We start from the raw sequence: 23,051 nt of genomic DNA, 5'->3' as shown, positions 1-23,051 counted from the left end.
GAGCCGCCGTTCCATGATGTGATCGAGTCGTCAACGAAATTATGGATTATATACTTCGGATTAAATTTAGACTTATTACATTAAAATAATGTTCTGGAAGACAAAAATCACAGCAAATAATTTTATGATATTTGTATAGTCGATCTTGTGTTCCAATAATACGCGATTATCCAATAAATACGGCACTTCCGTTGGCCCGATTATCGGAATGGACTGGCTCGTGATGGGCTCGACGGGCGCGGATCACCCGGCATGCCAAAAAAGTGTTCATACCTTCCCGGTCAGCGTGCCGCCGTCCGGCCGCTCGCGCGCGTCGGACCGATCTGCCCCCGGAGAGTCCACGATGCGTCCGAGGCCATTCACAGTGGCCCGCCCGGCCGGGATCCTCGTCCTCGTCGCGCTCTGGGCCTGCGTACTTCCCTCTATGGGTGCGCAGGCCGATCAGCCTTCGGTAAAGCTGTGCCAGGCCGCCACCGCGACACCCGAGACCCAGGCCTGCCTGCACAAGGCCCTCGACGCGGCCGACGCGAAGCTCAACGCGGCCTACAAGAAGGTTCTGTCGATCATCGACCAGGATGACCGCCCGCAGGATTCCAAGGCCGCCTGGAAGGCCCAGTTCACTGCGGCCCAGCGCGCCCGGATCGCCTTCCGGGACGCCGATTGCGGCGACCTCACCTTCAGCGAGTGGAACAACGGCAGCGGCACCACCGCTGCTCTCTACGCCTGCAAGACGCCTGCAAGTACGACAAGGCCGTTCAGCGGACCGACGATATTCTGAGCCGGTACCCGCTGCATTAGAGGGCCGCTTCCGTATCCCGAGACGCCGGCTGGTCCGACCCTTGAATGCGCGAAGCCGCCGCGCTTTCGAGGGACCCGGATGATCGTCGACCTGAACTGCGACATGGGCGAAGGCTTCGGCGTCTATCGCCTGGGCGACGATGCCGGGATGCTGGCGGTCGCCAGTTCGGCCAACATCGCCTGCGGCTTCCACGCCGGCGACCCGCTGGTGATGCACGAGACCCTGACGCTCGCCGCAGCGAACGGCGTGCAGGCGGGAGCCCATCCGGGCTTCCTCGATCTCTGGGGCTTCGGCCGGCGCCCGATCCATGGCGAGCGCCCGGCCGATGTCGAGAAGGCCGTGCTCTACCAGGTCGGCGCCCTGCTGGCGCTCGCCCAGGATGCCGGCTGCCCGGTGCGGCACGTGAAGACCCACGGGGCGCTCGGCAACATCGCCAACGAGGATGCGGACCTCGCCCTGGCGGTGGCCCGGGCGGTCCGGACGCTGGACCGCGACCTGATCTTCGTGGTGATGCCCGGCCTCGAGACCGAGCGGGCGGGCGAGCGGCTCGGCCTGCCCCTGGCCCGGGAGATCTACGCCGACCGGACTTACGCCGATAACGGCAACCTGGTCTCGCGAAAACTCCCGGGGGCGGTGCTGCACGATCCGGTCGAGGCGGCCGGGCGCGTCGTGCGGATGCTGGAGGATCGCGCGATCCTCTGCCTGTCCGGGCGGCGCATCCCGGCCCGGATCGACAGCATCTGCGTCCACGGCGACACGCCAGGGGCCGTCGCGATGGCCGCGCAGGTGCGCGCCGACCTCACGGCCCGGGGGATCGCGATCAGGCCGATGGCTCAGGTGATCGGGACCTCGATCGGCGTCTGAGACGGCCTGTTTCCGCCGCCATCCGGCGCGCTGTCATGCAATCGTCGCAGATGGGCCAGAAAGCCACTCGCTGCTTGCAAGGCTGAGAGGGGCTCCATGGATTTCCACCGTCGCTTCACAGTTCTGATGTGCGCCCCCGCCTTCGATCCGGACGACCTGGAGGGCGCGCGGGTCGCCCAGATCGTGGCCGCGGTGGAGAATCGCGGCTTCGAGGTGGTGCGGGCTCGGCGCGTCGAGGACGCGGCCATCGCCGTGCAGACCGATGCCGCCATCGGCTGCATGGTGGTCGACTGGGGCAAGCGCGGCCTCGACGGCAAGGCCGCCGCGCTCATCGACATGATGCGCAAGCGCGGCCTGGAGATGCCGATCGTCATCATGGTCCGCCGCAAGCGGCTGGAGGACATCCCGGTCGAGCTCCTGGACTTCATCGACGGCTACATCTTCCTCGCGGAGGAGACGCCCGAATTCATCGCCCGCGGCCTGGTCAGCCGGGTGACGCAATATGCCCAGACGCTGAAGACGCCGTTCTTCGGCGCCCTGGTCGACTATGCCGAGAAGGGCAACCAGCTCTGGACCTGCCCGGGCCATAACGGCGGCATTTTTTATAACCGCTCGCCGATCGGGCGGATCTTCGTCGAGCATCTCGGCGAAGCGATCTTCCGCGACGACCTCGACAATTCGGTGCTCGATCTCGGCGATCTGCTGACCCACGAGGGTCCGGCGCTCAAGGCCCAGAAGGAGGCCGCCAAGATCTTCGGGGCGGAAAAAACCTACTTCGTCCTCAACGGCACTTCGGCCTCCAACAAGATCGTGCTGTCCTCGCTTGTGGCCGAGGACGATCTCGTTCTATTCGACCGCAACAACCACAAGGCGGCCCATCACGGCGCCCTGTTCCTGGGCGGCGGCATCCCGATTTTTTTGGAAACGGACCGGAACGCCTACGGCTTGATCGGTCCGATCTACCACGAGGCCCTGGACGAGACGCGTATCCGCGAGAAGATCCGCCGCAACCCGCTGGTCACCGACCCGGAGGCCTGGCGCCGGGAGCGGCCGTTCCGGGTCGCGGTGATCGAGCAATGCACCTACGACGGCACGATCTACGACGCGCAGGAGATCCTGGAGAAGATCGGCCACCTCTGCGACTATATCCTGTTCGACGAGGCCTGGGCGGGCTTCATGAAGTTCCACCCGCTCTACGCCCGCCGCTTCGCCATGGGCCTCACCGGGCTCGACGAGACCTCGCCGGGCATCGTCGCCACGCAATCGACCCACAAGCAGCTCGCGAGCTTCTCGCAGGCCTCGCAGATCCACACCCGCGACGGCCATATCCGCGGCCAGACCCGGCGGGTCGAGCACAAGCGCCTGAACGAGAGCTTTCTGGTCCACGCCTCGACCTCGCCGTTCTACCCGCTCTTCGCCTCCCTGGATGTCGGCGCCCAGATGATGAAGGGGCGCTCGGGCATGATCCTGTGGGACGACACGATCCGGCTCGGGATCGAGTGGCGCAAGAAGGTCCGGGCGATCCGGCGGGAGTTCGAGGAACACGAGGCCGACCCGCTGCGGCGCTGGTTCTTCGACCCGTTCGTGCCGGACGTGACCAGCAACGCCGACGGGACCGAGATGCCCTGGGAAAAGGTGCCCACCGACGAGCTCGCCGCCGACCCGCGGCACTGGGAACTGAAGCCCGGCGCCCGCTGGCACGGGTTCACCCATGTCGCCCCGGGCTACGCGATCACCGACCCGAACAAGCTGACGGTGCTCACCCCGGGCTTCGACCGGCGGACCGGAGCCTATGCCGACCACGGCGTGCCGGCGCCGATCGTGGCCCAATACCTGCGTGAGAACCGGATCGTCGCCGAGAAGAACGACCTGAACTCGCTGCTCTTCCTGCTGACGCCCGGCGTCGAATCCTCGAAGGCCGGGACCCTGATCTCGGGCCTCGTCGCCTTCAAGCGGCTCCACGACGACAACGTGCCGCTCGAGGAGGCCATGCCGGAATTCGTCAACCGCCGGCCCAACCGCTACCGCGGGGTGCGCCTGCGCGACCTCTGCGCCGAGTTCCACGCCTTCCACCGGGAGGCCGGCACCTCCGCGCTCCAGCGCCGGCAATTCGCCCCCGAGCACCTGCCCGAGATGGTGATGCCGCCCAAGAAGGCCGCCCAGATGCTGACTCGCAACAAGGTCGATTACGTGCCGATCGCCGAGGCCGAGGGGCGCATCGCCACGACCCTGATGCTGGTCTATCCGCCGGGGATCGGCACGGTCCTGCCGGGGGAACGCCTGGACGACCGCGCCAAGCCGATGCTCGACTATTTCAAGATGTTCGAGGCCTCGGCCAACCTGTTCCCCGGCTTCGAGGCCGAGATCCAGGGGGTCTACCGCGAGGTCGAGCCGGACGGGCGGATCCGCTTCCACACCTACGTCGTGCGGGACGGCGCCTGATGGAGATCGAGCCCGAGGAGGGCGCCCCGATCCCGGCCCGGCCGAGCCCGGACATCATCATCCGCGCCTCCTCGGACGCGGATGTCGAGGCCATGGTGGCGATCTACGAGCACCATATCGGCAAGGGCGTCGGCAACGTCGCCGATTTCGACGACGAGGCGCGCCTGCTGCCCGACGACCTGAAGCGGCGGCGCAAGACCATGCGCAAGAAGCGCCTGCCCCACCTCGTCGCCGAGCGCGGCGGCCAGGTGGCGGGCTACGCCTACGCGGTGCCGTTCCGGAAGCGCCCGGCCTATCGCTACACCCTCAAGCACTCGATCTACGTGCATCCCGACCACCTCCATGCCGGGATCGGGCGCCGCCTCCTGCCGGCCCTGATCGAGGCCTGCGCGGCGGGCGGCTACCGGCAGATGATCGGATACATCGACGCGCAGAACGCGGCGTCCTTACGCCTCCACGAGACCTGCGGATTCGCCCGCGTCGGCCTCCTGAAGGCGGTGGGGTTCAAGTACGGCCGCTGGTCTGACAGCGTGATGGTGCAGCGGGCGCTCGGCACCGGGTCCGAGGACCAGCCGGGATCGTAGGAAGCGACGGGACCGGTCAGTGACCCTCGGCCGGAGCGGACCGGGTCGTGGCGACGAGATCGATATCGACCCCGACTTCGAGGGCGACCCATTGTCCGGAGGCCCAGGCGCCCTGGCCGACACCGAAATCGGTGCGGACGAGCCCGACATGCCCGGTGGCATGCGCTTGGCCGCCTTCGAGCGACAGGTGGAAGGGCAGCGTCAGCGGGCGTTTCGTGCCGCGGATCGTCAGTTCGCCGATGGCCTCGTAGTCGCCCCGGCCCTTGTCGACGAAGCGGGTCGCCTCGAACCGGGCCTGGCCGGCGCTCGCCACGTCGAACCAGTCCTTCTGGGGCAGCGCCGTGTCGCGCTGGGCGTCGCCGGTGCGGGCGCTGCTCAAGTCGACCAGCACCGTGGCGCGGCCTGCCTCGGGCTTGGCGGGATCGAAATCCACCTTTGCCTCGAAGCGCTCGAAGCGTCCGGAGAACGGCGTCCCGACCTGCACGCCCGAGAACCGGATCGCGCTTTTGGCCGGATCCACCGCCCACTCGGCGGCGGCAGCCGGGAATCCGGCGCCCGACAGGGCGGCCGACAGGCACACAGCGGAAAGCAGGCGGCGCAACGTCATCGGGTGGATTCCAGGGGCTCAGAGAGCGTCGCCATGCGGCGGCCCGGCAGCATCCGCCACAGCACGCCGTCGCGCAGGATGAGATGGTGGCGCAGCGCTGCCGCGACGTGCAGCACCAGGAGCGCGGTCAGGAACCAGGCTCCATAGGCGTGCAGCGCCTTGACCAGCCCCTCCGCGCCCGCCGGGTCGGCGAGCAGCGGGGCCAGCGGCAGGTGCGGCCAGGGCACGAGCCCGTACAGCAAAGTCGGGATGTTGAACGGCGAGAGCGAGACCACGGCCCAGCCGGTGAGCGGCAGCCCGACGAGGAGACCGTACAGGGCGCCGTGGGCCGCTCCCGCCGCCCGGCGTTCCCGGGCCGCCATGCTTGCCGGATAGGGCGGCGGCCGGTGGGCCAGCCGCCAGGCGAGGCGCAGACCGGTCAGGATCAGCACCGTGATCCCGACCGACTTGTGCCACTGGTAGAGCGGGAACAGGCGCATCGGGCTTAAGCCCGCATGGGTCATGGTCAGGCCCATGCCGATCAGGGCGAGCACGCCGAGCGCGCTCGCCCAGTGCAGCAGGATGGCCACCGCGGAGTAGCGCCGCGCCGCTGCATCGGGTGCCATGACCATCCTCCCGCCCCGGAGTTCCGGGTCAGTCCTGCCGCTCGAAGGCGCCCGCGATGGTCAGGTGCAGGTCGTCGCCGATCAGCGGCACGTAGGTCTTCACCCCGAACTCGGAGCGCTTAACCGTGCCGGTGGCGTCGAAGCCGACCGTGACCTTCTTGCTCAGCGGATTCACGCCGGCTCCGACCAGGGTGACGTCCAGCGTCACCGGCTTGGTCACGCCGTGGAGCGTCAGGTTGCCGGTGACCTTCGCCTTGTCCTTGCCCTCGGGGGCGACCTTGGTCGAGACGAAGGTGATGTCGGGGTACTTGGCCGCGTCGAGCCACTGGTCGCCCTTCAGCTCGTCGGTGAGCTTGGCGCTGGTCGTGGTTACCGAGGCGACCGGGATCTTGATCGTGAGCTTCGCGGCCGCCGGGTTCTTCGGCTGCAGGTCGAGGGTGCCGGACACGTCCGAGAAGCCGCCGGCATAGTTCGAGAAGCCCATATGGGAGACCCGCCAGCCGACCTGGGTGTGATTCGGATCGACCGCATAGGTGCCGGCCTGGATCTGGGCCGGGTCGCGGGTCGCCGGGGTCTGGGACAGGGCCGGGGTGGCGACGAGGAGGGCCAGAAGGCCGGAGGCGAGAAGCGACTTCAAGGGATTCTCCCAGATGAGGACGGCGGGTGTGACGGCCGATTGGGACGGTCGACTCGGTCCGGCGCACAGCCACGTCCGTCTAGACCCGTTCACGGCCGCGGTTGAGCCTGCTATCCGGAACCCCATGGTTGCGAAATCGGAAACCTTCCACGGCAGCCTCGACGACGTGCGCGCCTTCTGCACGGTCGTCGATCTCGGCACCGTCACGGCCGCGGCCGCCAGCCTGCGGGAGACCAAGGGCAGCGTCAGCCGGCGCCTGTCCCGGCTGGAGCAGGCGCTCGGCGCCCGGCTGATGGCGCGGACCTCGCGGGCGGTCTCGCCCACCGCGGAGGGGCTCGCCTTCTACGCCAAGGCCCATGAGAGCCTGGCGCTGCTCGACGCGGCGGCCGAGACCGCCCGCGACGCCCAGACGGTGCCGGCCGGGCACCTGCGGATGACCACCTCGATCGATTTCGGGATCGAGGTGATGCCGGAAATCATCGCGAGCTTCCGGGCAGCCTACCCGCAGATCACGGTCGAGATGCTGAACACCGATACCCGCCTCGACCTCGCAGCCAACCGGATCGACCTCGCCCTGCGGCTCGGCGGTGCGGAGGAGACCGGCTACCGGGCCGTCGTCCTGGCGACCCTGTCGGTGGCCCTCTACGCCGCCCCCGCCTACCTGCTGCGCCGCCCGGCACCGACCGAGCTGGCCGGGTTGCACGACCACGACCTGATCCTCCCCCGGGAGCGGACCGGCGGGGGTGCCCTCTCCCTCACCGACGGGCAGGGCCGGGCCGAGCAGCTCGTCCTGAACCCCGCCATCCGGGTCAGCGACTTCTCCACCGTCCACCGCCTGACCCTGGTCGGTGCCGGGATCGGCCATATCCCGAGCCTCGTGGCCGCCCGGGCGGTCGCGGCGGGCCAGCTCGTGCGCGTGCTCGCCCCCTGGGCGAGGCGGGGGGCAGCCCTGCGCGCCGTGACCCTGGCCGGGCGCGACCTGCCAGCGCGGGTCCAGGTCTTCCGGGAGCACGTGCGCGCTGCCCTGACGCCGTGCGATGAGGAGACGCTTTCACCAACGAATACAGTCTAAGATTGTATTTATGAACTATAGACACGCTATTGACGACACGGTCGAGACAATCTTACGGGTCCGTGTAAGGCGGCGTTGAGGGGCGCCGCGCATCATGGCCGGCAGCGGCATCCCGGGCCGCTTCGGTACGCGACCTCCCCGATCCCTTGCCCGGACGCATCCCCTTCTCGCGCGGACACCAGACATGCCCCTTCGCAACCGGTGCCTGCGGCCCCTGCTCCTGGTCGGGACGATGGCCCTCGTAGGCCTGTGTGCGGCGCCGGGTTCGGCCTGGGCGACCTTGTCGAGCACGACCCGTATCGTCCTCCAGAAGGGGCGCCACTACGTGCCGACCGACCTGTTCCTGCGGCTGGGCGACACGATCACCCTGCGCAACGAGGACGCCAGCCAGAGCCACCACGCCTTCATCGAAGCCGACCGGTTCTCGTTCGATGCCGGCGATCAGGAGCCCGGCACCGAGACCCGGCTGGTCCTGGTCGAGCCGGGGGATTTCGTCATCCAGTGCGGCATCCATCCGAAGATGAAGCTGACCATTCACGTGCAGTAGGGCACGCAGGGCTCAACGAGATGACAATCCGGTGTCTCTTAAGGGCTTGTTTGACCAATCATTCCCATCCTCACCCTCATCCTAAGGTGGCGTAGCGAAGCAGAGCCCTCGAAGGAGCCCTCCAGCCGGTCGCGCGATTCCTGGAGGGCTCCTTCGAGGCCGCTGCGCAGCACCTCAGGATGAGGGGAAAGACTGGGATTTCCGTCGATCAGAACCGTCATTCGACTGCGATCGCGCAGTCTAAAGAGGCTTTAGAGCCGCCCCCAGCTCAGCCTTCGCTGTCGCGGCCGAGGCCGAGCCCGCGGATGAGATCGCCGATCGGATCGATCTTTTTGGAGTCTTGCCTGGGCGCCGGCGCCGATGGGGCCGCGACGGCGGGCTCGACGGTTGCCGTGCGGGCCAGGGCGGCATGGCGCAGGCGCGCCGCGTGACGGGTGTTGCGGTCCGCCGCCTTCGACCGATGCGTCGCGAGCGTGGTCCGGGATTTCTGGGCCGGGGCGATCATCTCGCTCGGCAGAGCCGGGGCCGTGGCGAGGCCGGCCGGCAGGGCGGTCATCTGCGGCGCCAGCAGGTCGGACGGGGTCGCGGCTGCGGTTTCGGAGACGCGCGGCTCCGGCTTGCTCGCACCGGCCACCCGGGCCGGCGGATCCATCCAGCTCGACGGCTCGGCCGGCGCTGTCACGGTCCGGACCGGGCGCGTCTGCGCCTCGTAATTGCCCGGATGCAGAGTATGCGCGGCCACCACCAGCCCGAATACGGCGATCGCGGTCGTCGCGAGGGTGGATCTGTAGTGTTCCATGACGGCAGAACGAACAGCCAAGGTCATGGTTCCGCTTGGCCGAAGCTCTCGGCCGCGCGCGGAGTACGGGCGGCTGCTCTCAGCCGCGGCTGCAGGCAAGAAAAAAGGCCACTCCCGAAGGAGCGGCCCGAAGTCTAGGGAGGAAACGCCCAAGAAGGGCAGCGGGATCGCGACGCCATCGCCATCCCGCAGTGCAGAGATAGGCTACCGCAGTGCGGCATGCAACCGATCGGGAGTTGTTTCTGCATGCATGCGTGACACGCTCTGGTCGTCGAGATGCGCGTCCACACCATGGCTCGGGTCCCGTACGGCCCGATCAGCCGCCGTTCTGCGGCTCGTCATGCCCGATCAGCCGCTCGACCTCGGCCAGGGCGACGGCCCGGGCGGCGCCCTCGGAGGCGTGCGGACGGTACGATCCCCGGACCAGCTTGCCGCGGTCGCGGATCGCCCACGTGAAACGGCCCGGGTCATGCCGGCTCGGCCTGACCTCGACCGTGTAGAGATGCCCGCCATTCGCACCCATGCCCCGCATGTGCGGAGTCCCGGCCGCCGGCCCAGGGGGTGCGACCGTGGGCGGCAGGCCGATCCCGAGCCCCTGTCCTGTCTGACGCGTCTTGCGTCAGCGGACACTGCCGGCGCGAGCGGTACCATCGTCACGTCCTGCAGATATTTCGTCCCGATTGATCCTGTCCCAACGGCAATGAGATCAAGTCCCCGGTGCCGCAATCCGGTCCTCTAACGACCTAAGCAGCCTCGCGTTGGCAGGCCAACGTTTCCCTCGCTTAAGGCTTTGATAAATCGCAGGTTTTCGACCAAAGCTGCGAAACCCGCTCAACCGGAGCAGCCGGGTACGTCCTCAAGGCGATAAAAAATCGGGATGCCTCGCTTCGTCGCGATGCGGACATCGTTATCCGCCCCCGTGGATGCCCCCGGAAGACGAAGTACCGCATCACAGAGCTCAAGGATGCGGCCCGCGGCAGGATGGAAGATCCGATCGTACAGTTCGTCTCCCGCGTGCTGTCCGCCCGCCGCCTGCCAAACCGGGAGGGCAATCCACTCGCCGATCATGGGCAGATGACCGGCCTCGAAGAGGGGCCAGGACACTGCCTCGAGTTGCCGAAGGTTCGCAGCCATCTTGGCGGGATCGTCATCCGTACCCGAGCGGTAAGGGCCTGCGATCAGGATCAGCATAGATCAGTTCCCCCCGGAAAGCGGGAACTTGAACAGGTTCAGAGCGGCATATTGCAGGAGCATGATCGTCTTGGCATCGCGGATGATGCCACTCTCGATCATCTTAAGAGCCTGATCGAAGTCGATCTCCAGAACTTCGATGTCCTCGCCTTCGGCTGCCAGTCCGCCGCCGGCGCGAACGCGATCATTGATGTGATAAGTCCCTACGAAAAAGAACATTTTCTCCGTCACCGAGCCGGGACTCATATAGGCCTCGAAAATTCGTCTGACGTTCCGGACCCTGAAGCCGGTCTCTTCCTCCGTTTCAGCGCGAATACGGTCTTCCGGGGTGGCATCGTCGAGCAACCCGGCGGGCGTCTCGATCAAGAGGTCATCCCAGCCATTAACGAAGGCGGCGTATCGGAACTGGCGGATCAAGATGACCGTGAAGCGCTCCGGGTCATAGAGGAGAATCGTCGCTCCATTTCCTCTGTCGTAAGTCTCTCGGCTCTGTCGCTGCCATATCTCATCGGTACGACGATAACGAAAGGTCGTTTTTCTCAATACCGACCAATCGTCCGAGAGTACTCGCACGTCTTCAACGCGAATCCGATCCACTACACTCATGGAACACCTCTCGACCGCACGAAACAGCACGGATTCGTATTAGGCTTTGCCCTTTTCGCGAATTTCGTGCAATTTCGCTTAGAGTCAAGAAATTTCGTGCACGGACCGCCCCATGCTGACCTTGGAACGCAAAACCCACATCCTGAAGGCTCTGCAACGCGACGGGCGCATCGTCGCGAAGGCAGTCAGCCAGGAATTGGGGCTTTCGGAAGATACGATCCGTCGCGACTTGCGTGAGCTTGCAGGGCAAGGGCTGCTGCAACGCGTTCATGGTGGTGCATTGCCGGCATCGCCTGCGGTCGCGGATCTCGTGGCTCGGCAAAGTCTCTCACCGGAAGGCAAGACCGCGCTTGGCAGGGCGGCGGCCAAAATGGTCAAGCCAGGGCAGATAATCTTTCTCGACGGCGGCACGACCGCCATCCAGATCGCTCGACATCTCGACCCAAATCTCAAGGCCACCTTCGTTACCCATAGTCCGAACGTGGCCGTCGCGTTGGCCGATCATACCGGCATTGAGGTCGACTTGATCGGCGGACGATTGTTTCGACACTCCATGGTCGCCGTAGGCGCAACCGCTGCCGAAACCATCGCGCGTATCCGCGCCGACCTCTACTTTCTGGGAGTGACCGGCGTACATGCCGAGATGGGCCTCACGACCGGAGATCCCGAGGAGGCGGCGATCAAGCGCGCTCTGAGCCGGCAATCGGCCGAGACCATCGTTCTGGCCTCCCGAGAAAAGCTCGGCACCGTCTCGCCGTTCCAGATCCAACAGCTGGCTGACATCGACGTTCTCGTTGTCGAGGGCGGCCTCCCGATGGAGCTGACCGACCCGTTTCAGGAGGCCGGCACCACCATCGCGTTCGCCTGAGGGCATCGGCCATCGTCGCAACGGCCGACACCGCGCGGCAACGCCAGCTACCGGGCTGGCCTTGAGCGACCGGCCTCGGGCCGATCCGGCGCGACGGGCCCCTCGGTCCGGGTGCCGAGCCAGACCACGTGCTTGGGGCCGCTGCCGCGGCCGCTGGCGTGGACCCGGGCCTCCTCGACCGCGAAGCCGGAGCGCTGCAGGCGGGACTTGAACTTCCGGTCCGGGGCGCCGGACCAGACCCCCAGGATGCCGCCCGGCCGCAGGGCCCAGCGGGCGCGCTTGAGGCCCCAATTGTCGTAGAGCCGGTCGTTGGAGCGGCGCATCAGGCCCTCCGGGCCGTTGTCGACGTCGAGCAGGATGGCGTCGTACTGGCCCGGCCCCGCCTGGATCAGCCGGTTCACGTCGGATTCCCGCACCTCGACCCGAGGGTCGTCCAGGCAATCGCCGAAGACATGGGCGAGCGGGCCGCGGGCCCAGGCGATCACGGCCGGGACCAGCTCGGCCACGACGACCCGCGCCTCCGGGCCGAGGCCTTCGAGCGCCGCCCGCAGGGTGAAGCCCATGCCGAGCCCGCCGATCAGCATCCGGGCCCGGGGCCGGTCCTTCAGCCGCTCGCAGGTCATGGCGGCGAGCGCCGCCTCGGAGCCGCTGCGGCGGTTGTTCATCAGCTCGATCGTGTCGGCCAGGATCGAGAACTCGTCGCCGCGTTGCATCAGGCGCAGGTCGGTGCCGCCGCCCGGGACCGAGCCGGTGTCGAGATGAACCCAGGGTATCACGGACGTTTCCTTAGATTGGCGGTGCGGCCGGTCGGGGACCGGCGGCACGAAAGATCACGGCGAGAGCGGGGCCGCAGGTCGGTTCGGCGCTGCGCGCGGTGCAACCCCCTGCGCGGCGGTGCCCCCTGCCGCGCGGGATCGCGGTGGCGTATCAGCACCTATGGCTAAGCGCATCAAGTCGAGACCCCAGGAACGGGGCTTCATTCTGTTCGACGTCGTCTTCGAGGACGGCTCCCGGGCCTCGAACCGGCGTGTCCCAGCCGAAATCCTCGGCGGCCTCGACGGCGACGAGCCGGCCCGGCAGATCATCGCCGAGCAGGAGGAGGAGATCGCCCTCAAGGCCGGGCGGCCCGGCCGCGAGATCCAGAGCCTGACCCGCTCGCCGATCATCAAGCCGAAGCCGATCGCCTGATCGGCCCCGATCAGACCGCCCCTCAGACCGCCCCTTCGACCACCTCCAGCGCCCGCAGGATCGCGAAGCCGATCCGCTCCGCCTCGCCCTCCGCGTCGGCGCCGGCCGGCAGCAGCGCCACGGTCTCCACCGCCTGCTCGTCCTCCGGGCCGATCACGATCCGGAACACGTCGCCCTCCTGGGCGGCCGGATCGCGGATCAGGCCGACCCGATGGCCCGCGGCCGCGCCGAACAGGCGCATCGGCGGCGGCTCGGAATCGGGCTCCGTTCGATGGACAGGGGCGGCATTGCGGGGGGCACCGAAGGTCGGGCGGATGACGTTGTCGTCGGACATGCCGAACCAGCCTCCTCAGGAGCGCGCGATGCCGGCGGTGGCCAGCACCGCGTCGGCCAGCACCTCCATGCCGGCCCGGGCCCAGTCCGGCGTGATGCTCTCGGCCTCGTTGTGGCTGATTCCGCCATGGCAGGGACAGAAGACCAGGGCCGCCGGCACCACGCGGGCGCAGTAGACGGCGTCGTGATAGATCGCGGTCGGCATCCGGGTCCAGGCATGGCCCCGCGCCTCGGCCGCTGCCTGGACGCGGTCGACCAGCACCGGGTCGAACGGGGTGAGCGGCGCGCGCCAGAAGTCTTCCACCCGGATCGTGACGTTGCGCTCGGCAGAGAGCGCGTCGGCCCGGGCCAGGATCCGCCCCCGCATCGCCTCCAGCTGCCCGGGATCGCCGTGGCGGGTGTCGAGGCTGAACCAGACCCGGCCCGGGGTGATGTTGCGGCTCGCGGGCTCGGCGGTCAGGACCCCGACGGTGGCACGGCCGCGCTCGCCCTCGGGGCCGACCGCCTCCCGGGCGATGTCCTCCAGGGAGCCGATCAGCGCCGCGGCGGCCATCATGGCATCGCGCCGGCCCGCCATGGGGCTGCCGGCATGGGCCTCCTCGCCCAGCACGGTGATCTCGTACCAGATCTGGGCCAGCGCCCGGTCGACCACCCCGATGGTCAGGCCGGCATCCTCCAGGCGCTTGCCCTGCTCGATGTGCAATTCGAAATAGGCGCCGATCCCGCGAAGAGTCGCCGGATCCGCCTCCCCCTGCCAGCCGATCCGGCGCAGCTCTTCGCCGAATACGTGGCCGGCGAGGTCGCGGGTTTCCATTACGTCGGCCTCCGGGACGATCCCCATGGCGACGCCGCTGCCGCTCATCGGCGGGGCGAAGCGCGAGCCCTCCTCGTTGCACCAGTTGATCAGCAGGAGCGGCGCCTCGGTCTCGATCCCGGCCTCGTGCAGGGCGCGCAGGACCTCCAGGCCGGCGAGCACGCCGAGCGGCCCGTCGAACTTGCCGCCGGTGGGCTGGGTGTCGAGATGGCTGCCGATGGCGACGGGCTTCCGGCCCGGGTCCCGCCCCGGCCGGTGGAACACCATGTTGCCGATCCGGTCCACCGTAAGGGTGAGCCCGATCGCCTCGCCCCAGCGCTGGAACAGGGCGCGCCCCTCGGCATCCCGGTCGGTCAGGGTCTGCCGGTCGTTGCCGCCGTTGGGGAGCGCGCCGATCCGGGCGAGCTCCATCAGGCTGTCCCAGAGGCGGTCCTGCGAGAGCGGGAGGTTGGTGCGATCCATGCCGGTGTGATCCCGCGCGCCTCGGCCGACCATAGACCGGAGGCGGCGACGTTAGGCCGTGATCCGGCCCGGCACCAGGGCGGGTCGGCGTCAGAGGGTCGGGTCGGGGAAATCCTGCGCGTGCAAGCTCCAGATCGCCCGCCCGTCCTCGGCCGAGACGTAGACCGCGTTGGCGCCGAGTTCGGCCAGGTCGAGATCGATCCGCTTGGCTGCCGCGACCGCGTCGGAATCGTCCTTCGCCGCGAAGGCGTGCCGGTACAGGTCCGGCCCGAGCATCCCGTCCGGCTCACGGCGGATCGCCCGGACAATGTATGTGCGCATCAATAGACCTGAAACGATATCGTATCCGAGCATATAGTGTCTTCATCACCGAAGTGGGTATGGGTTCGGCGACGGAGAGACCACATCATGAAAGGCTTTACGCTGCGTGTATCCCTCACGAATGCGGCGGCGACGCCGTCGAAGAGCAGCATCCGTCGGCGATCGTATGCCGGAGACCCGTGACGACATGTCCGGGTGCGGATCGGCGATTGATCAGGATCGATCCCTGGACACACAACGTCGCGGCTGCATTGTCGCTACGGGTTGGCGGATATCAGGTGATCGACAGGCCGCAGCCGGTTCGGGGGATTGAATGGCGTTGGCGTCCACGGCGGCCTCTGCCTTGCAGGATGCGGGATTTGTCGGGACCTGGGACACGGATGTCCTGGCGGGCCGATCGGTGCTCGACGCGGGTGCAGCCACCTTGTTGTCCGGGGATTCGAGCTTTGCCGGCAAGCCGTTGCCCCTGGACGTCGCCCTCGGGCGCATCCATCCCGAGGATCGCGGCTGGGTCTTCGAGCGGATCCGCGCGGTGCGCCGGACGGGCGGCCTGGTCTCGTTGGAGTTCCGCGTGCTGAGCGAGACCGGCCACGTCCGCTGGATCCTCAATCGCGGCCGCCTGGTTCCCGACGCCGTGGGGGCGCTGCGGGGGCGCGGCGCCTATATCGACGTCACCGATCTCTATGCCGGCTCGTCGCCGGCCGCGAACGGCGACGGCGCGGCCCAGGCCAAGCACCTGGAAGCCGCGGCCGACCATTGCATCCGGGCCCATTCCGCGCTCGAGCGCCACGGCGACGAGAACCTCCGGCTGATCTCGAACATGTTGCTGCTCGGGATCGGCCGGGCGCTCGCGCAGCGGGAGCCGTAAGGCGGCTTCAGGTCCGCCAGGGATGGGCCGGGAGTTCGGTCTCGCCGATCGCCTTGGCCCCGGCCTCCGCCACCGCGTGATCGTTCTCGACCGTGGAGCCGCTGACCCCGATCGCGCCCGACATGATCCCGTCGGCATCGACGATCGGGATGCCGCCCGGGAAGGTGATCAACCCGTCGTTGGAATGCTCGATGCCGTAGAGCGGGCCGCCGGGCTGGGACAGCTGGCCGATCTGGCCGGTCATCATGCCGAAGAACACCGCGGTCTTGGCCTTCTTGTGGGCGATGTCGATCGAGCCGACCCAGGCGTCGTCCATGCGGTGGAACGCCTTCAGGTTGCCGCCGGAATCGACCACCGCGATGCACATCTGGGTGCCCAGCTCCACGGCCTTCGCCCGTGCCGCGGCGATCGCCCGCTCGGCCTGCTCAATCGTGACGTGCATGGTGCCTCCCTGGTTGGCCCCGGGAATGCACAGGCTCGCGGAACGGTTCCAGCGGAGCCGGGCATGACCCGTTCCGGTTGAGAAGGCCCGAGCGGAGGCCCCCGGTCAACTCCGGGATCGAGCCTGCTGCCCTGCCGGGCATCCTATGGGCTGCTGGGATTTCGATCGTCGCCGTGGCCATGCCGCCGTAGATGCGGGTGGCGCAGGTCCCCTCTCCCGTGCGGGCTAGCGGATTCACACATCGCTGCCGGATGAGGGCCAAGGCTAACCCCAAGCGCGTCTCCCTCCCCCCTCCGCGGGGGAGGGTGGCCCCTGCTTCAGCAGGGGTCGGGAGAGGGGAACCCGGGTTCAGGAAGGGGCGCGACTGCCATGACGGGCGAAGTCCTGTTCTGCACCGTTGCTCCCCTCTCCCGTCCCCCTTCGGGGGCCACCCTCCCCCGCAGAGGGGGGAGGGAGAGCGCTCGCCATTGCCGGAGCGGGCCTCCTATCAAGCCGCGGACGGCCCGGAACCCGACTCGACAGTCGCCCCGTGCCGAACCGCCGGAGCTTCGCGATCCTCCTCGGCCTGAGCCTGTGCACGCCGCTGGCCCCCGCCCGCGCGGAGGCGCCGGGGGTCCGGATCCTGGACCTGCCCTTCAAGGTGCGGGCGCTGCGCGGGCCGCGCAGCGAGGCCGCGATTTCCGTGGCGACCTCCGGCCTGCTGCCGATCGCCGGCGCGAAATCCGGCCCGTCGGCCGGTGACGAGGAAAGCGCCCCGATCGCATTGGTCTGGGGCGACGACGGCGGCGCCGTGCTCGGCCTCACGGACGGCGCGGTCACGGTCCGGCCGATCGGCCGGGACGCGGTCGAGGGGCTGACCGCCGCCGAGACGCCCCGGGGCGCCCTGCCGGGGTCGCGCCGGGTCCTGGCCGGGGCCTTGAGCGCCTACCTCACCGGCCGCGCCCGGGCTCCGGACGGCAACGACGCCGCCGCCGTCCTGACGATCCGCGAACGCCAGCCGATGGCGGTCAGCACCGATCCGAAGCCCGTTCCGGTCGCCACCGTCACGGTGCCGGCGGGGGGCGAGGCGGTGTTCGCGCCGCTCCGACCGCGCCTGCTGCGCCTCGCCGGCCGCCCGGCCCTCCTGGCCGCGGCCCTCTCGGGCGCGGAATCGGGTGGCCTCGTGCTGATCGGGCGCCCGGACGGTCAGGCGGCCTGGAACGTCACGGCGCGCACGCCGCCGCAGCCCGGGCCGCCCCTCAAGATCGCCGGCATCGCGGACTTTGCCGGCTCCGGCGGCGTCCAGGCCGCCACGATCAGCGCCCGGGGCCTGCTCCAGCTCTGGAACCTGACCCAGGAGAAAATCGAGCCGGCCGGCGAGGCGCCGGGCTACGCGGCGGGCGAGGGCGATGCCGATCTCGCCGTCACGATCCCGGCCGCCGGTCCCGCCGAGCTCGTTCTGCCGGTGGCGGGCCGCGCCGAGATCGCCCTCGTCCAGGCCAAGGGATCGCTGCACGAGCGCCTGCGCGTTCCGCTGCCCGCGCCGGCCACCACCGGCATCGTGGCCCTGGGCGAGGGCGCGGCGGCGCGGCTGCTGGTCGGCCTCGCCGACGGGCGGGTCGCGGTCGTCGCGCCCGATGGAGGCAAGCCGTGACCGAGGGCACAGCCGATGGCGGCAGCCGCCTGTTCCCGACCCGGCCCTACGTGGGCGCGTCGATCGCGGTGATCCGCGGCGTGCGCGTCCTGCTGGCGGCCCGGGCCAACGAGCCGATGCGCGGCGTCTGGACCCTGCCGGGCGGCCTGGTCGAGGCCGGCGAGGCGCTGGCCGAGGCGGCGCTTCGCGAATTGTCCGAGGAGGTCGGCCTCACGGCCGAAGTGGTCGGCGTGCTTTCGCCCACCGAGATCATCGTCCGGGACGAGGCCGGCCGCGCCCGCCACCACTACGTCGTCCATCCGCACGCCGCCCTGTGGTGCGGCGGCGAGCCCGTGGCCGGACCGGAGGCCCTCGGGGTCCGCTGGGCGACGCTGGACGAGATCGCCGGCCTCGCGACGACCCCGGGCCTGATCGAGACCCTGCACGAGGCGTTTGCCCGGGTGCGCGGCAGAGAGGCGAGCGCGTGAGGCTTCCGGTCATCCTGTGCCTGGCTGCGGCGCTGACCGGGCCGGCCCTGGCGCAGCAGCAGCGCGGCACCCGCGCCGCGCCCGCCCCGGCCAAGGAAGCGCCCAAAGAGGCGACGCCGCCCGCGGACGTACCCGCTCCCTACGACCGCGACCTGCTGCGGATGTCCGAGATCATCGGGGCGCTGGCCTTCCTGCGCGGCCTGTGCGCGGCGCCCGATGCCGCGGAATGGCCGGCCCGCATGAAGGCGCTGATCGAGTCCGAAGGCGTGACCCCCGCCCGCCGCGACCGGCTGGCCGGCGCCTACAATCGCGGCTATCGCGGCTACGCGCTGACCTACCGGGTCTGCACCCCGGCCGCCCACGAGGCGGCGGCCCGCTACGTCGCCGAGGGTGACAGGCTGTCGCATGCCCTGGCCGGGCGATTCGGCGGGTGATGCAGAGGCAACACACCGTTCCAGCATCCCCGAAAAGCATCAACTTCGAGCGCCCGCGTTAACCGATCTGAAATTCTCGGCTGGCCGAGCCGCGGGGAGCCACCTATCATTCGCTGGTCCGCCGGGTCGTGTGCCCGGCGCAGCGGAAGTATCGGGCCCATGCAGCACATCTCTCAGACCGCCCCCATCGAGGTTGAGGTCGACGTCGAAGAGAAGCGCGTCGCGCTGAGTTACGTCTCGGAAGCGTTCGCGGAAGGCTGTCTCGACGGGCTCGACGGTGATTGCATGGCTCAGGCCGCCCTGTTCGCGGCGTTCCAGGAACTGGTGATGACGTACGGCGAGGAGGCCACCGCCCGCTACGCCGAGGGCTTTCCGGAGCGCATCCGCGGCGGCGCCTTCACGACGACCCTCCAGCATTGAGGAGACCGGCGGCGGCAGACGGTTGAGGCGGGCACGCGCAGCACCTACCTCCCGACCACGCGATCCGGGCTGCCGGATCGCCCCCGTCGCGTGAGGATTTCTCTGCCATGCCCGTCGCCCTGCTGCCGGACCGCGCCCTCGTCACCGTCACCGGGCCGGAGGCCGCCGCGCTGCTCCAGGGCGTGCTGACCTGCAACGTCGAGACTCTTGAGGATGCCGAGGCCCGCCTCGGCGCCCTGCTGGCGCCGCAGGGCAAGATCCTGTTCGACTTCCTGATCTCGCGGATCCCGGACGGGTTCCGGCTCGACACGGCCCTCGACCGGGCGGCCGACCTCGCCAAGCGCCTGACCCTCTACCGGCTGCGCGCGCAGGTCGCGATCGCGGTCGACCCGACGGTCGCGGTGGCGGCCTCCTGGGCCGGCGCCTCCCCGGCGGTGGAGACCGGCACGGTCGCCGATACCCGCCACGTCGATCTCGGCGCCCGGCTCTACGCCGCCGAGGGCGCTTTCTCCGCCGATGCCGCGGAGGCGGATTACCATCGCCATCGCATCCAGCTCGCCGTGCCCGAGGGCGGGCGCGACTACGCCTACGGGGACGCGTTCCCCCACGAGGCGATGATGGACCAGCTCGGCGGCGTCGACTTCAGGAAGGGCTGCTACGTGGGCCAGGAGGTGGTCTCGCGGATGCAGCACCGGGGCACCGCCCGCACCCGGATCCTCGCGGCCCGCTACACCGGCGAGGCCCCTCCCCCCGGCACCGAGATCACTGCCGGCGGCAAGGGGCTCGGCACCACCGGCAGCGCCGCGGGCGAGCGCGGCCTCGCCCTGGTCCGGCTCGACCGCTTGGCCGACGCCCTCGCGGCCGGTGTGACGCCTTTGGCCGGTGACCGCCCGGTGACCTTCGAGAAACCGGACTACGCAACCTTCGCGATGCCGGAGGCGGCCGGATCGCCGGCGGCCTGAGTACGGATCGGGGCGCGGAGCGGCGATGGCGTTCCGCTCCTGTTCTCGCTAAACCGGCGGGATGTCCGAGACCGGCCTGATCGATCATCCCGACGGTTGCCCCCGCTGCTGGTGGGCCGGCCACGACCCGCTCTACGTCGCCTATCACGACACCGAGTGGGGCGTGCCCGAGCGCGACGGCCGGGCACTCTACGAGAAGCTGATCCTCGACGGCTTCCAGGCCGGCCTGTCCTGGATCACGATCCTGCGCCGCCGCGACGGCTTTCGGGATGCGTTCTCCGGCTTCGATCCGGAGGCCATCGCCCGCTACGACGAGGCCGATGTCGCCCGGCTGATGGGTGACACCCGCATCATCCGCAACCGCGCCAAGATCCTGGGCACGATCGCCGGCGCCCGGGCCTGGCTGCGGATCGAGGAGACCGGCCCCGGCTTCGCGCCGTTCCTGTGGGATTTCGTGGACGGGCGGCCGATCCAGGGCAGCGCCCGGACCCGGGCCGAGATCCAGACCGAGACGCCGGTCTCCCGGGCGATCGGCAAGGCCCTGAAGGCGGAAGGGTTTTCCTTCTGCGGCCCGACCATCGTGCACGCCTTCATGCAGGCGGTCGGGATGGTCAACGATCACCTCGTCGGCTGCCACCGGCACGCAGCCTGCGCCGAACTGGGGCGGCCGGCATGAGCGAGACGCACGATCCGGCGCCCCGGGCCTGGCAGCGGATGCTGTCCGGCCGCCGCCTCGACCTCCTCGATCCCGCGCCCCGGGACATCGAGATCGCCGACATCGCCCACGGCCTCGCCCGGGTCGCCCGCTGGAACGGCCAGACCCGGGGTCCGCACGTCTTCTCGGTGGCCCAGCACAGCCTGCTGGTGGAGGCGGTCGGGCGCCACATCACCCCCGGCTGCACCGATCCGGACGGGCTGGAGCTGCTGCTGCACGACGCCCCGGAATACGTGGTGGGCGACATCATCTCGCCGCTCAAGGCCGCGATCGGCGACGCCTATCGCGGGGTTGAGCTGCGCCTGCTCGCCGCCGTGCGCCGCCGCTTCGGACTGGGCGAGCCCGCGCCCGCTTTGGGCCGCCTGGTCAAGCGCGCCGACCGGATCGCCGCCCATATCGAGGCCGTGGAGCTCGCCGGATTCGCCCCGGACGAAGCCGAGTTGTATTTCGGACCCGCCCCGGACCTGCCCGAGCCCGTCCTGGCTTTGGCCGAACCGTGGCCGACCGCCCAGGCCGAGGCGCGGTTCCTCGACCGCTTCCACGCCCTGTGCCAGGCTTGAGATCCGATACCGCCGCCCTCGATCCGTCACGATCCCGCGCCATGGGCCGCCACATGCCGACCCTTCACGTCTGTCCGCTCTCGCGCCTGCCCGAGACCGTCGCCGCCACCGGCGCGAGCCACGTGCTCACGCTGGTCAATGTCGGCACGCCGCTGGAGCGGCCGGCGCTGATCGATGCGGAGAATCACGCTATCATCGGGGTCAGCGACATCGCCGAGCCCCGCGACGGACACGTTTTGCCGGCTGACGAACACGTGGCCGGCATCCTGGCCTTCACCCGGGCCTGGCCACGGGAGAAGCCGCTGGTGATCCACTGCTATGCCGGGATCAGCCGCTCCACCGCGGCGGCTTATATCGCGGCCTGCGCGCTGGCGCCGGAGCGCGACGAGGGCGCGATCGCCGACGCCCTGCGGGCCGCCTCCCCGTCCGCCACCCCCAATCCCCTGTTCGTGGCCATCGCCGACCGAATGCTCGACCGGGACGGCCGCATGGTCGCGGCGATCGCGCGGATCGGCCGAGGCGCCGAGGCGTTCGAGGGGACGCCGTTCTGCCTCACCGTGACGTGATCGCCGTTCACCAAACTTCCGGTTGTCGGCTCCGACACCCCTACGCGCGCCCGTTCGAGAGCCGTTCCACAAGGCGCGCGGAGTGTGGCGCAAACGCCGCCGCATCACGCCAAAACGCTGCCGATCCGACCGGCCCGGCCCTCGCGTGGGTTGTGGCCGCACCGGCTGCCGCCTTAGAACCGACCCAAAGGATGTGTGTGGGATGAACGCGAGCAGACCCGAGGTGGCCCCGGCCGCCGGCGACCTGCCTTTCGAGAAGGCGCTGGAGCAACTCGAGGAGATCGTGCGCAGGCTCGAGCGGGGCGATGTCCCGCTGGACGAGTCGGTGGCGATCTACGAGCGCGGCGAGGTGCTGAAGAAGCACTGCGAAGCGCTGCTGAAGCGGGCCGAGGCGCGGATCCAGCGGATCACCCTCGGTGCCGACGGGCGGCCCGAGGGCGTGGCGCCGCTCGATATATCCTGAGGCTCGGCGGTCAGACCGATCCCGTCCGATAGAGGTTGATGCCGTGGCGATTTCCCCCGAGCTGAGCGCGCTTCTCGACCGTGTCCCGGAGCCGGCTGCGCTGCGGCAGCTTCCCGAATCCGAGCTGCAGGCGGTGGCGGATGCGGTGCGGGCCGAGATGATCGACGCGGTGTCGATCACCGGCGGCCATCTCGGCTCCGGGCTCGGCGTGGTCGAGCTCACCGTCGCCCTGCATCACGTGTTCGACACCCCCGACGACCGCATCGTCTGGGATGTCGGCCATCAATGCTACCCGCACAAGATCCTCACCGGCCGCCGCGACCGCATCCGGACGCTGCGCCAGGGGGGAGGCCTGTCCGGCTTCACCAAGCGCTCCGAGAGCGCCTACGACCCGTTCGGCGCCGCCCATTCCTCGACCTCGATCTCGGCCGCCCTCGGCATGGCGGTGGCCCGCGACCTCGACTCCGAGGCCGCCAAGGCCAAGGGCCGGCAGTCCAAGCGCCGCAACGCCATCGCGGTGATCGGCGACGGCTCGATGTCGGCCGGCATGGCGTATGAAGCCATGAACAATGCCGCCGGCACGGGAGGTTAAGTTTTTTGCTGCGAGCCGTGCGGCCCATGCTATAGGGCGCGCTTCCGGCGGCCGGCGGTGGCGCACGCCTGGGCACGCGGCTATCTACCGAGGCCCTTCGCGAGCCGCCGTCGAGATCCCATGCCCCCATCCCGCCCCGTGCCGCCGACCGATCCGCGCGCCGGCACGCCGTCGCGCCGGACCCTGCTCG

30 protein-coding genes and 1 pseudogene are annotated in these 23,051 nt (G+C 69.4%); 19 read left to right on the top strand and 12 right to left on the bottom strand.

Annotated features, from left to right (window positions below; translation table 11 throughout):
* Positions 1 to 343 precede the first annotated feature (343 nt).
* The 4 genes from MKL20_RS09340 to MKL20_RS09325 all read left to right on the top strand — a co-directional run bounded on the left by MKL20_RS09340 (position 344) and on the right by MKL20_RS09325 (position 4,689).
* A complete protein-coding gene (locus MKL20_RS09340; protein WP_244036442.1) occupies positions 344 to 778 on the top strand; it encodes a lysozyme inhibitor LprI family protein in 435 nt (144 codons plus the stop codon).
* Positions 779 to 877: 99 nt separating this feature from the next.
* A complete protein-coding gene (locus tag MKL20_RS09335) occupies positions 878 to 1,663 on the top strand; it encodes a LamB/YcsF family protein (RefSeq protein WP_244036441.1) in 786 nt (261 codons plus the stop codon).
* 96 nt (positions 1,664 to 1,759) lie between these two features.
* Complete coding sequence (locus MKL20_RS09330) at positions 1,760 to 4,105, top strand: Orn/Lys/Arg decarboxylase N-terminal domain-containing protein (protein WP_244036440.1); 2,346 nt, start codon at positions 1,760 to 1,762, stop codon at positions 4,103 to 4,105.
* The gene (locus MKL20_RS09325; protein WP_243969563.1) at positions 4,105 to 4,689 is read left to right on the top strand and encodes a GNAT family N-acetyltransferase; all 585 of its coding nucleotides are present in this window, start codon (positions 4,105 to 4,107) and stop codon (positions 4,687 to 4,689) included. The genes MKL20_RS09330 and MKL20_RS09325 overlap by 1 nt, the downstream gene beginning before the upstream one ends.
* Positions 4,690 to 4,705: 16 nt before the next feature.
* Here MKL20_RS09325 and MKL20_RS09320 read toward each other — a convergent pair whose 3' ends face one another.
* Genes MKL20_RS09320 through MKL20_RS09310 form a run of 3 tightly spaced genes read right to left on the bottom strand, consistent with a single transcriptional unit; the run spans position 4,706 to position 6,538 of the window.
* Positions 4,706 to 5,296 (bottom strand): YceI family protein, encoded by a 591-nt coding sequence (locus tag MKL20_RS09320; RefSeq protein ID WP_244036439.1) that lies wholly within the window; start codon positions 5,294 to 5,296, stop codon positions 4,706 to 4,708.
* A complete protein-coding gene (locus MKL20_RS09315; protein ID WP_244036438.1) occupies positions 5,293 to 5,901 on the bottom strand; it encodes a cytochrome b in 609 nt (202 codons plus the stop codon). Before MKL20_RS09315 ends, MKL20_RS09320 begins: the two co-directional genes overlap by 4 nt.
* 28 nt (positions 5,902 to 5,929) lie before the next feature.
* Positions 5,930 to 6,538: a YceI family protein gene (locus tag MKL20_RS09310; protein WP_244036437.1), complete on the bottom strand. Its 609-nt coding sequence runs from the start codon at positions 6,536 to 6,538 to the stop codon at positions 5,930 to 5,932.
* 124 nt (positions 6,539 to 6,662) lie between these two features.
* Here MKL20_RS09310 and MKL20_RS09305 point away from each other — a divergent pair, with 124 nt between their 5' ends.
* Together MKL20_RS09305 and MKL20_RS09300 are read left to right on the top strand one after the other, a co-directional pair.
* A complete protein-coding gene (locus MKL20_RS09305) occupies positions 6,663 to 7,610 on the top strand; it encodes a LysR family transcriptional regulator (protein ID WP_244036436.1) in 948 nt (315 codons plus the stop codon).
* 184 nt (positions 7,611 to 7,794) lie between these two features.
* Positions 7,795 to 8,157: a hypothetical protein gene (locus MKL20_RS09300; RefSeq protein ID WP_243969553.1), complete on the top strand. Its 363-nt coding sequence runs from the start codon at positions 7,795 to 7,797 to the stop codon at positions 8,155 to 8,157.
* Positions 8,158 to 8,425: 268 nt separating this feature from the next.
* Here the strand turns inward: MKL20_RS09300 and MKL20_RS09295 are convergent, their stop codons facing one another.
* From MKL20_RS09295 to MKL20_RS09280, 4 genes are all read right to left on the bottom strand, one after another.
* Positions 8,426 to 8,977 carry a hypothetical protein gene (locus MKL20_RS09295; RefSeq protein ID WP_244036435.1) on the bottom strand — a complete coding sequence of 184 codons (552 nt, stop codon included), beginning with the start codon at positions 8,975 to 8,977 and terminating at the stop codon, positions 8,426 to 8,428.
* 295 nt (positions 8,978 to 9,272) lie between these two features.
* Positions 9,273 to 9,488, bottom strand: a complete 216-nt coding sequence (locus tag MKL20_RS09290) for a hypothetical protein (protein WP_409568137.1) — start codon at positions 9,486 to 9,488, stop codon at positions 9,273 to 9,275.
* Between the two features lie 299 nt (positions 9,489 to 9,787).
* A complete protein-coding gene (locus tag MKL20_RS09285) occupies positions 9,788 to 10,147 on the bottom strand; it encodes a DUF4406 domain-containing protein (RefSeq protein WP_243969549.1) in 360 nt (119 codons plus the stop codon).
* Between the two features lie 3 nt (positions 10,148 to 10,150).
* Positions 10,151 to 10,753, bottom strand: coding sequence for an NUDIX domain-containing protein (locus tag MKL20_RS09280; RefSeq protein ID WP_244036434.1), 603 nt, complete (start codon positions 10,751 to 10,753; stop codon positions 10,151 to 10,153).
* Between the two features lie 112 nt (positions 10,754 to 10,865).
* Here MKL20_RS09280 and MKL20_RS09275 point away from each other — a divergent pair, with 112 nt between their 5' ends.
* Positions 10,866 to 11,621, top strand: a complete 756-nt coding sequence (locus MKL20_RS09275) for a DeoR/GlpR family DNA-binding transcription regulator (protein ID WP_244036433.1) — start codon at positions 10,866 to 10,868, stop codon at positions 11,619 to 11,621.
* 47 nt (positions 11,622 to 11,668) lie between these two features.
* Here the strand turns inward: MKL20_RS09275 and MKL20_RS09270 are convergent, their stop codons facing one another.
* Entirely contained in the window at positions 11,669 to 12,397 is a 729-nt protein-coding gene (locus MKL20_RS09270) for a hypothetical protein (protein ID WP_244036432.1), read from the bottom strand.
* 160 nt (positions 12,398 to 12,557) lie between these two features.
* On the opposite strand from MKL20_RS09270, the gene MKL20_RS09265 reads away from it, so the two are divergent.
* Entirely contained in the window at positions 12,558 to 12,809 is a 252-nt protein-coding gene (locus tag MKL20_RS09265) for a hypothetical protein (protein WP_243969541.1), read from the top strand.
* Between the two features lie 22 nt (positions 12,810 to 12,831).
* Here the strand turns inward: MKL20_RS09265 and MKL20_RS09260 are convergent, their stop codons facing one another.
* From MKL20_RS09260 to MKL20_RS09250, 3 genes are all read right to left on the bottom strand, one after another.
* A complete protein-coding gene (locus MKL20_RS09260; RefSeq protein WP_244036431.1) occupies positions 12,832 to 13,143 on the bottom strand; it encodes a hypothetical protein in 312 nt (103 codons plus the stop codon).
* A 15-nt stretch (positions 13,144 to 13,158) separates the two neighbouring features.
* Entirely contained in the window at positions 13,159 to 14,418 is a 1,260-nt protein-coding gene (locus MKL20_RS09255; protein ID WP_244036430.1) for a Zn-dependent hydrolase, read from the bottom strand.
* A gap of 90 nt (positions 14,419 to 14,508) precedes the next feature.
* A complete protein-coding gene (locus tag MKL20_RS09250) occupies positions 14,509 to 14,739 on the bottom strand; it encodes a hypothetical protein (RefSeq protein WP_243969535.1) in 231 nt (76 codons plus the stop codon).
* Between the two features lie 313 nt (positions 14,740 to 15,052).
* Here MKL20_RS09250 and MKL20_RS09245 point away from each other — a divergent pair, with 313 nt between their 5' ends.
* On the top strand, positions 15,053 to 15,607 hold the full coding sequence (locus tag MKL20_RS09245) for a PAS domain-containing protein (RefSeq protein ID WP_244036429.1): 555 nt from the start codon (positions 15,053 to 15,055) through the stop codon (positions 15,605 to 15,607).
* A 7-nt stretch (positions 15,608 to 15,614) separates the two neighbouring features.
* Here the strand turns inward: MKL20_RS09245 and MKL20_RS09240 are convergent, their stop codons facing one another.
* Positions 15,615 to 16,049 carry a GlcG/HbpS family heme-binding protein gene (locus MKL20_RS09240; protein ID WP_244036428.1) on the bottom strand — a complete coding sequence of 145 codons (435 nt, stop codon included), beginning with the start codon at positions 16,047 to 16,049 and terminating at the stop codon, positions 15,615 to 15,617.
* A 529-nt stretch (positions 16,050 to 16,578) separates the two neighbouring features.
* Between MKL20_RS09240 and MKL20_RS09235 the strand changes: the two genes are divergently transcribed.
* The 10 genes and pseudogenes from MKL20_RS09235 to MKL20_RS09190 all read left to right on the top strand — a co-directional run.
* Positions 16,579 to 17,682, top strand: a complete 1,104-nt coding sequence (locus MKL20_RS09235) for a hypothetical protein (protein ID WP_244036427.1) — start codon at positions 16,579 to 16,581, stop codon at positions 17,680 to 17,682.
* Complete coding sequence (locus tag MKL20_RS09230) at positions 17,679 to 18,149, top strand: NUDIX hydrolase (RefSeq protein WP_244036426.1); 471 nt, start codon at positions 17,679 to 17,681, stop codon at positions 18,147 to 18,149. The genes MKL20_RS09235 and MKL20_RS09230 overlap by 4 nt, the downstream gene beginning before the upstream one ends.
* Positions 18,146 to 18,583: a TIGR02301 family protein gene (locus MKL20_RS09225; protein ID WP_244036425.1), complete on the top strand. Its 438-nt coding sequence runs from the start codon at positions 18,146 to 18,148 to the stop codon at positions 18,581 to 18,583. Before MKL20_RS09230 ends, MKL20_RS09225 begins: the two co-directional genes overlap by 4 nt.
* A 159-nt stretch (positions 18,584 to 18,742) precedes the next feature.
* On the top strand, positions 18,743 to 19,003 hold the full coding sequence (locus tag MKL20_RS09220; RefSeq protein ID WP_147856766.1) for a hypothetical protein: 261 nt from the start codon (positions 18,743 to 18,745) through the stop codon (positions 19,001 to 19,003).
* A gap of 107 nt (positions 19,004 to 19,110) precedes the next feature.
* Positions 19,111 to 19,965, top strand: coding sequence for a YgfZ/GcvT domain-containing protein (locus MKL20_RS09215; RefSeq protein WP_244036424.1), 855 nt, complete (start codon positions 19,111 to 19,113; stop codon positions 19,963 to 19,965).
* A gap of 61 nt (positions 19,966 to 20,026) precedes the next feature.
* Positions 20,027 to 20,641 carry a DNA-3-methyladenine glycosylase I gene (locus MKL20_RS09210; RefSeq protein ID WP_244036423.1) on the top strand — a complete coding sequence of 205 codons (615 nt, stop codon included), beginning with the start codon at positions 20,027 to 20,029 and terminating at the stop codon, positions 20,639 to 20,641.
* Positions 20,638 to 21,240 carry an HD family hydrolase gene (locus MKL20_RS09205; RefSeq protein ID WP_244036422.1) on the top strand — a complete coding sequence of 201 codons (603 nt, stop codon included), beginning with the start codon at positions 20,638 to 20,640 and terminating at the stop codon, positions 21,238 to 21,240. Before MKL20_RS09210 ends, MKL20_RS09205 begins: the two co-directional genes overlap by 4 nt.
* A gap of 53 nt (positions 21,241 to 21,293) precedes the next feature.
* Positions 21,294 to 21,806 carry a tyrosine phosphatase family protein gene (locus tag MKL20_RS09200; RefSeq protein ID WP_244036455.1) on the top strand — a complete coding sequence of 171 codons (513 nt, stop codon included), beginning with the start codon at positions 21,294 to 21,296 and terminating at the stop codon, positions 21,804 to 21,806.
* 202 nt (positions 21,807 to 22,008) lie between these two features.
* Positions 22,009 to 22,269 carry an exodeoxyribonuclease VII small subunit gene (locus tag MKL20_RS09195; protein WP_058193261.1) on the top strand — a complete coding sequence of 87 codons (261 nt, stop codon included), beginning with the start codon at positions 22,009 to 22,011 and terminating at the stop codon, positions 22,267 to 22,269.
* Between the two features lie 43 nt (positions 22,270 to 22,312).
* Positions 22,313 to 22,843: pseudogene (locus MKL20_RS09190) on the top strand (1-deoxy-D-xylulose-5-phosphate synthase N-terminal domain-containing protein); the annotation flags it as partial.
* Positions 22,844 to 23,051 lie beyond the last annotated feature (208 nt).

It is taken from the genome of Methylobacterium sp. E-066, assembly GCF_022829635.1.
Lineage (GTDB): Bacteria > Pseudomonadota > Alphaproteobacteria > Rhizobiales > Beijerinckiaceae > Methylobacterium.
Note: the sequence above shows the minus strand (reverse complement) of the source record. Positions and strands in the feature narration are given on the sequence as shown.

Excerpts from the sequence above, each read along its gene's own strand:
- MKL20_RS09340 (WP_244036442.1), top strand. The coding sequence starts at position 344 with ATGCGTCCGAGGCCATTCACAGTGGCCCGCCCGGCCGGGATCCTCGTC.
- MKL20_RS09335 (WP_244036441.1), top strand. The coding sequence starts at position 878 with ATGATCGTCGACCTGAACTGCGACATGGGCGAAGGCTTCGGCGTCTAT.
- MKL20_RS09330 (WP_244036440.1), top strand. The coding sequence starts at position 1,760 with ATGGATTTCCACCGTCGCTTCACAGTTCTGATGTGCGCCCCCGCCTTC.
- MKL20_RS09325 (WP_243969563.1), top strand. The coding sequence starts at position 4,105 with ATGGAGATCGAGCCCGAGGAGGGCGCCCCGATCCCGGCCCGGCCGAGC.
- MKL20_RS09320 (WP_244036439.1), bottom strand. The coding sequence starts at position 5,296 with ATGACGTTGCGCCGCCTGCTTTCCGCTGTGTGCCTGTCGGCCGCCCTG.
- MKL20_RS09315 (WP_244036438.1), bottom strand. The coding sequence starts at position 5,901 with ATGGCACCCGATGCAGCGGCGCGGCGCTACTCCGCGGTGGCCATCCTG.
- MKL20_RS09305 (WP_244036436.1), top strand. The coding sequence starts at position 6,663 with ATGGTTGCGAAATCGGAAACCTTCCACGGCAGCCTCGACGACGTGCGC.
- MKL20_RS09300 (WP_243969553.1), top strand. The coding sequence starts at position 7,795 with ATGCCCCTTCGCAACCGGTGCCTGCGGCCCCTGCTCCTGGTCGGGACG.
- MKL20_RS09290 (WP_409568137.1), bottom strand. The coding sequence starts at position 9,488 with ATGCGGGGCATGGGTGCGAATGGCGGGCATCTCTACACGGTCGAGGTC.
- MKL20_RS09285 (WP_243969549.1), bottom strand. The coding sequence starts at position 10,147 with ATGCTGATCCTGATCGCAGGCCCTTACCGCTCGGGTACGGATGACGAT.
- MKL20_RS09280 (WP_244036434.1), bottom strand. The coding sequence starts at position 10,753 with ATGAGTGTAGTGGATCGGATTCGCGTTGAAGACGTGCGAGTACTCTCG.
- MKL20_RS09275 (WP_244036433.1), top strand. The coding sequence starts at position 10,866 with ATGCTGACCTTGGAACGCAAAACCCACATCCTGAAGGCTCTGCAACGC.
- MKL20_RS09265 (WP_243969541.1), top strand. The coding sequence starts at position 12,558 with ATGGCTAAGCGCATCAAGTCGAGACCCCAGGAACGGGGCTTCATTCTG.
- MKL20_RS09260 (WP_244036431.1), bottom strand. The coding sequence starts at position 13,143 with ATGTCCGACGACAACGTCATCCGCCCGACCTTCGGTGCCCCCCGCAAT.
- MKL20_RS09255 (WP_244036430.1), bottom strand. The coding sequence starts at position 14,418 with ATGGATCGCACCAACCTCCCGCTCTCGCAGGACCGCCTCTGGGACAGC.
- MKL20_RS09250 (WP_243969535.1), bottom strand. The coding sequence starts at position 14,739 with ATGCGCACATACATTGTCCGGGCGATCCGCCGTGAGCCGGACGGGATG.
- MKL20_RS09245 (WP_244036429.1), top strand. The coding sequence starts at position 15,053 with ATGGCGTTGGCGTCCACGGCGGCCTCTGCCTTGCAGGATGCGGGATTT.
- MKL20_RS09240 (WP_244036428.1), bottom strand. The coding sequence starts at position 16,049 with ATGCACGTCACGATTGAGCAGGCCGAGCGGGCGATCGCCGCGGCACGG.
- MKL20_RS09220 (WP_147856766.1), top strand. The coding sequence starts at position 18,743 with ATGCAGCACATCTCTCAGACCGCCCCCATCGAGGTTGAGGTCGACGTC.
- MKL20_RS09215 (WP_244036424.1), top strand. The coding sequence starts at position 19,111 with ATGCCCGTCGCCCTGCTGCCGGACCGCGCCCTCGTCACCGTCACCGGG.
- MKL20_RS09210 (WP_244036423.1), top strand. The coding sequence starts at position 20,027 with ATGTCCGAGACCGGCCTGATCGATCATCCCGACGGTTGCCCCCGCTGC.
- MKL20_RS09205 (WP_244036422.1), top strand. The coding sequence starts at position 20,638 with ATGAGCGAGACGCACGATCCGGCGCCCCGGGCCTGGCAGCGGATGCTG.
- MKL20_RS09200 (WP_244036455.1), top strand. The coding sequence starts at position 21,294 with ATGCCGACCCTTCACGTCTGTCCGCTCTCGCGCCTGCCCGAGACCGTC.
- MKL20_RS09195 (WP_058193261.1), top strand. The coding sequence starts at position 22,009 with ATGAACGCGAGCAGACCCGAGGTGGCCCCGGCCGCCGGCGACCTGCCT.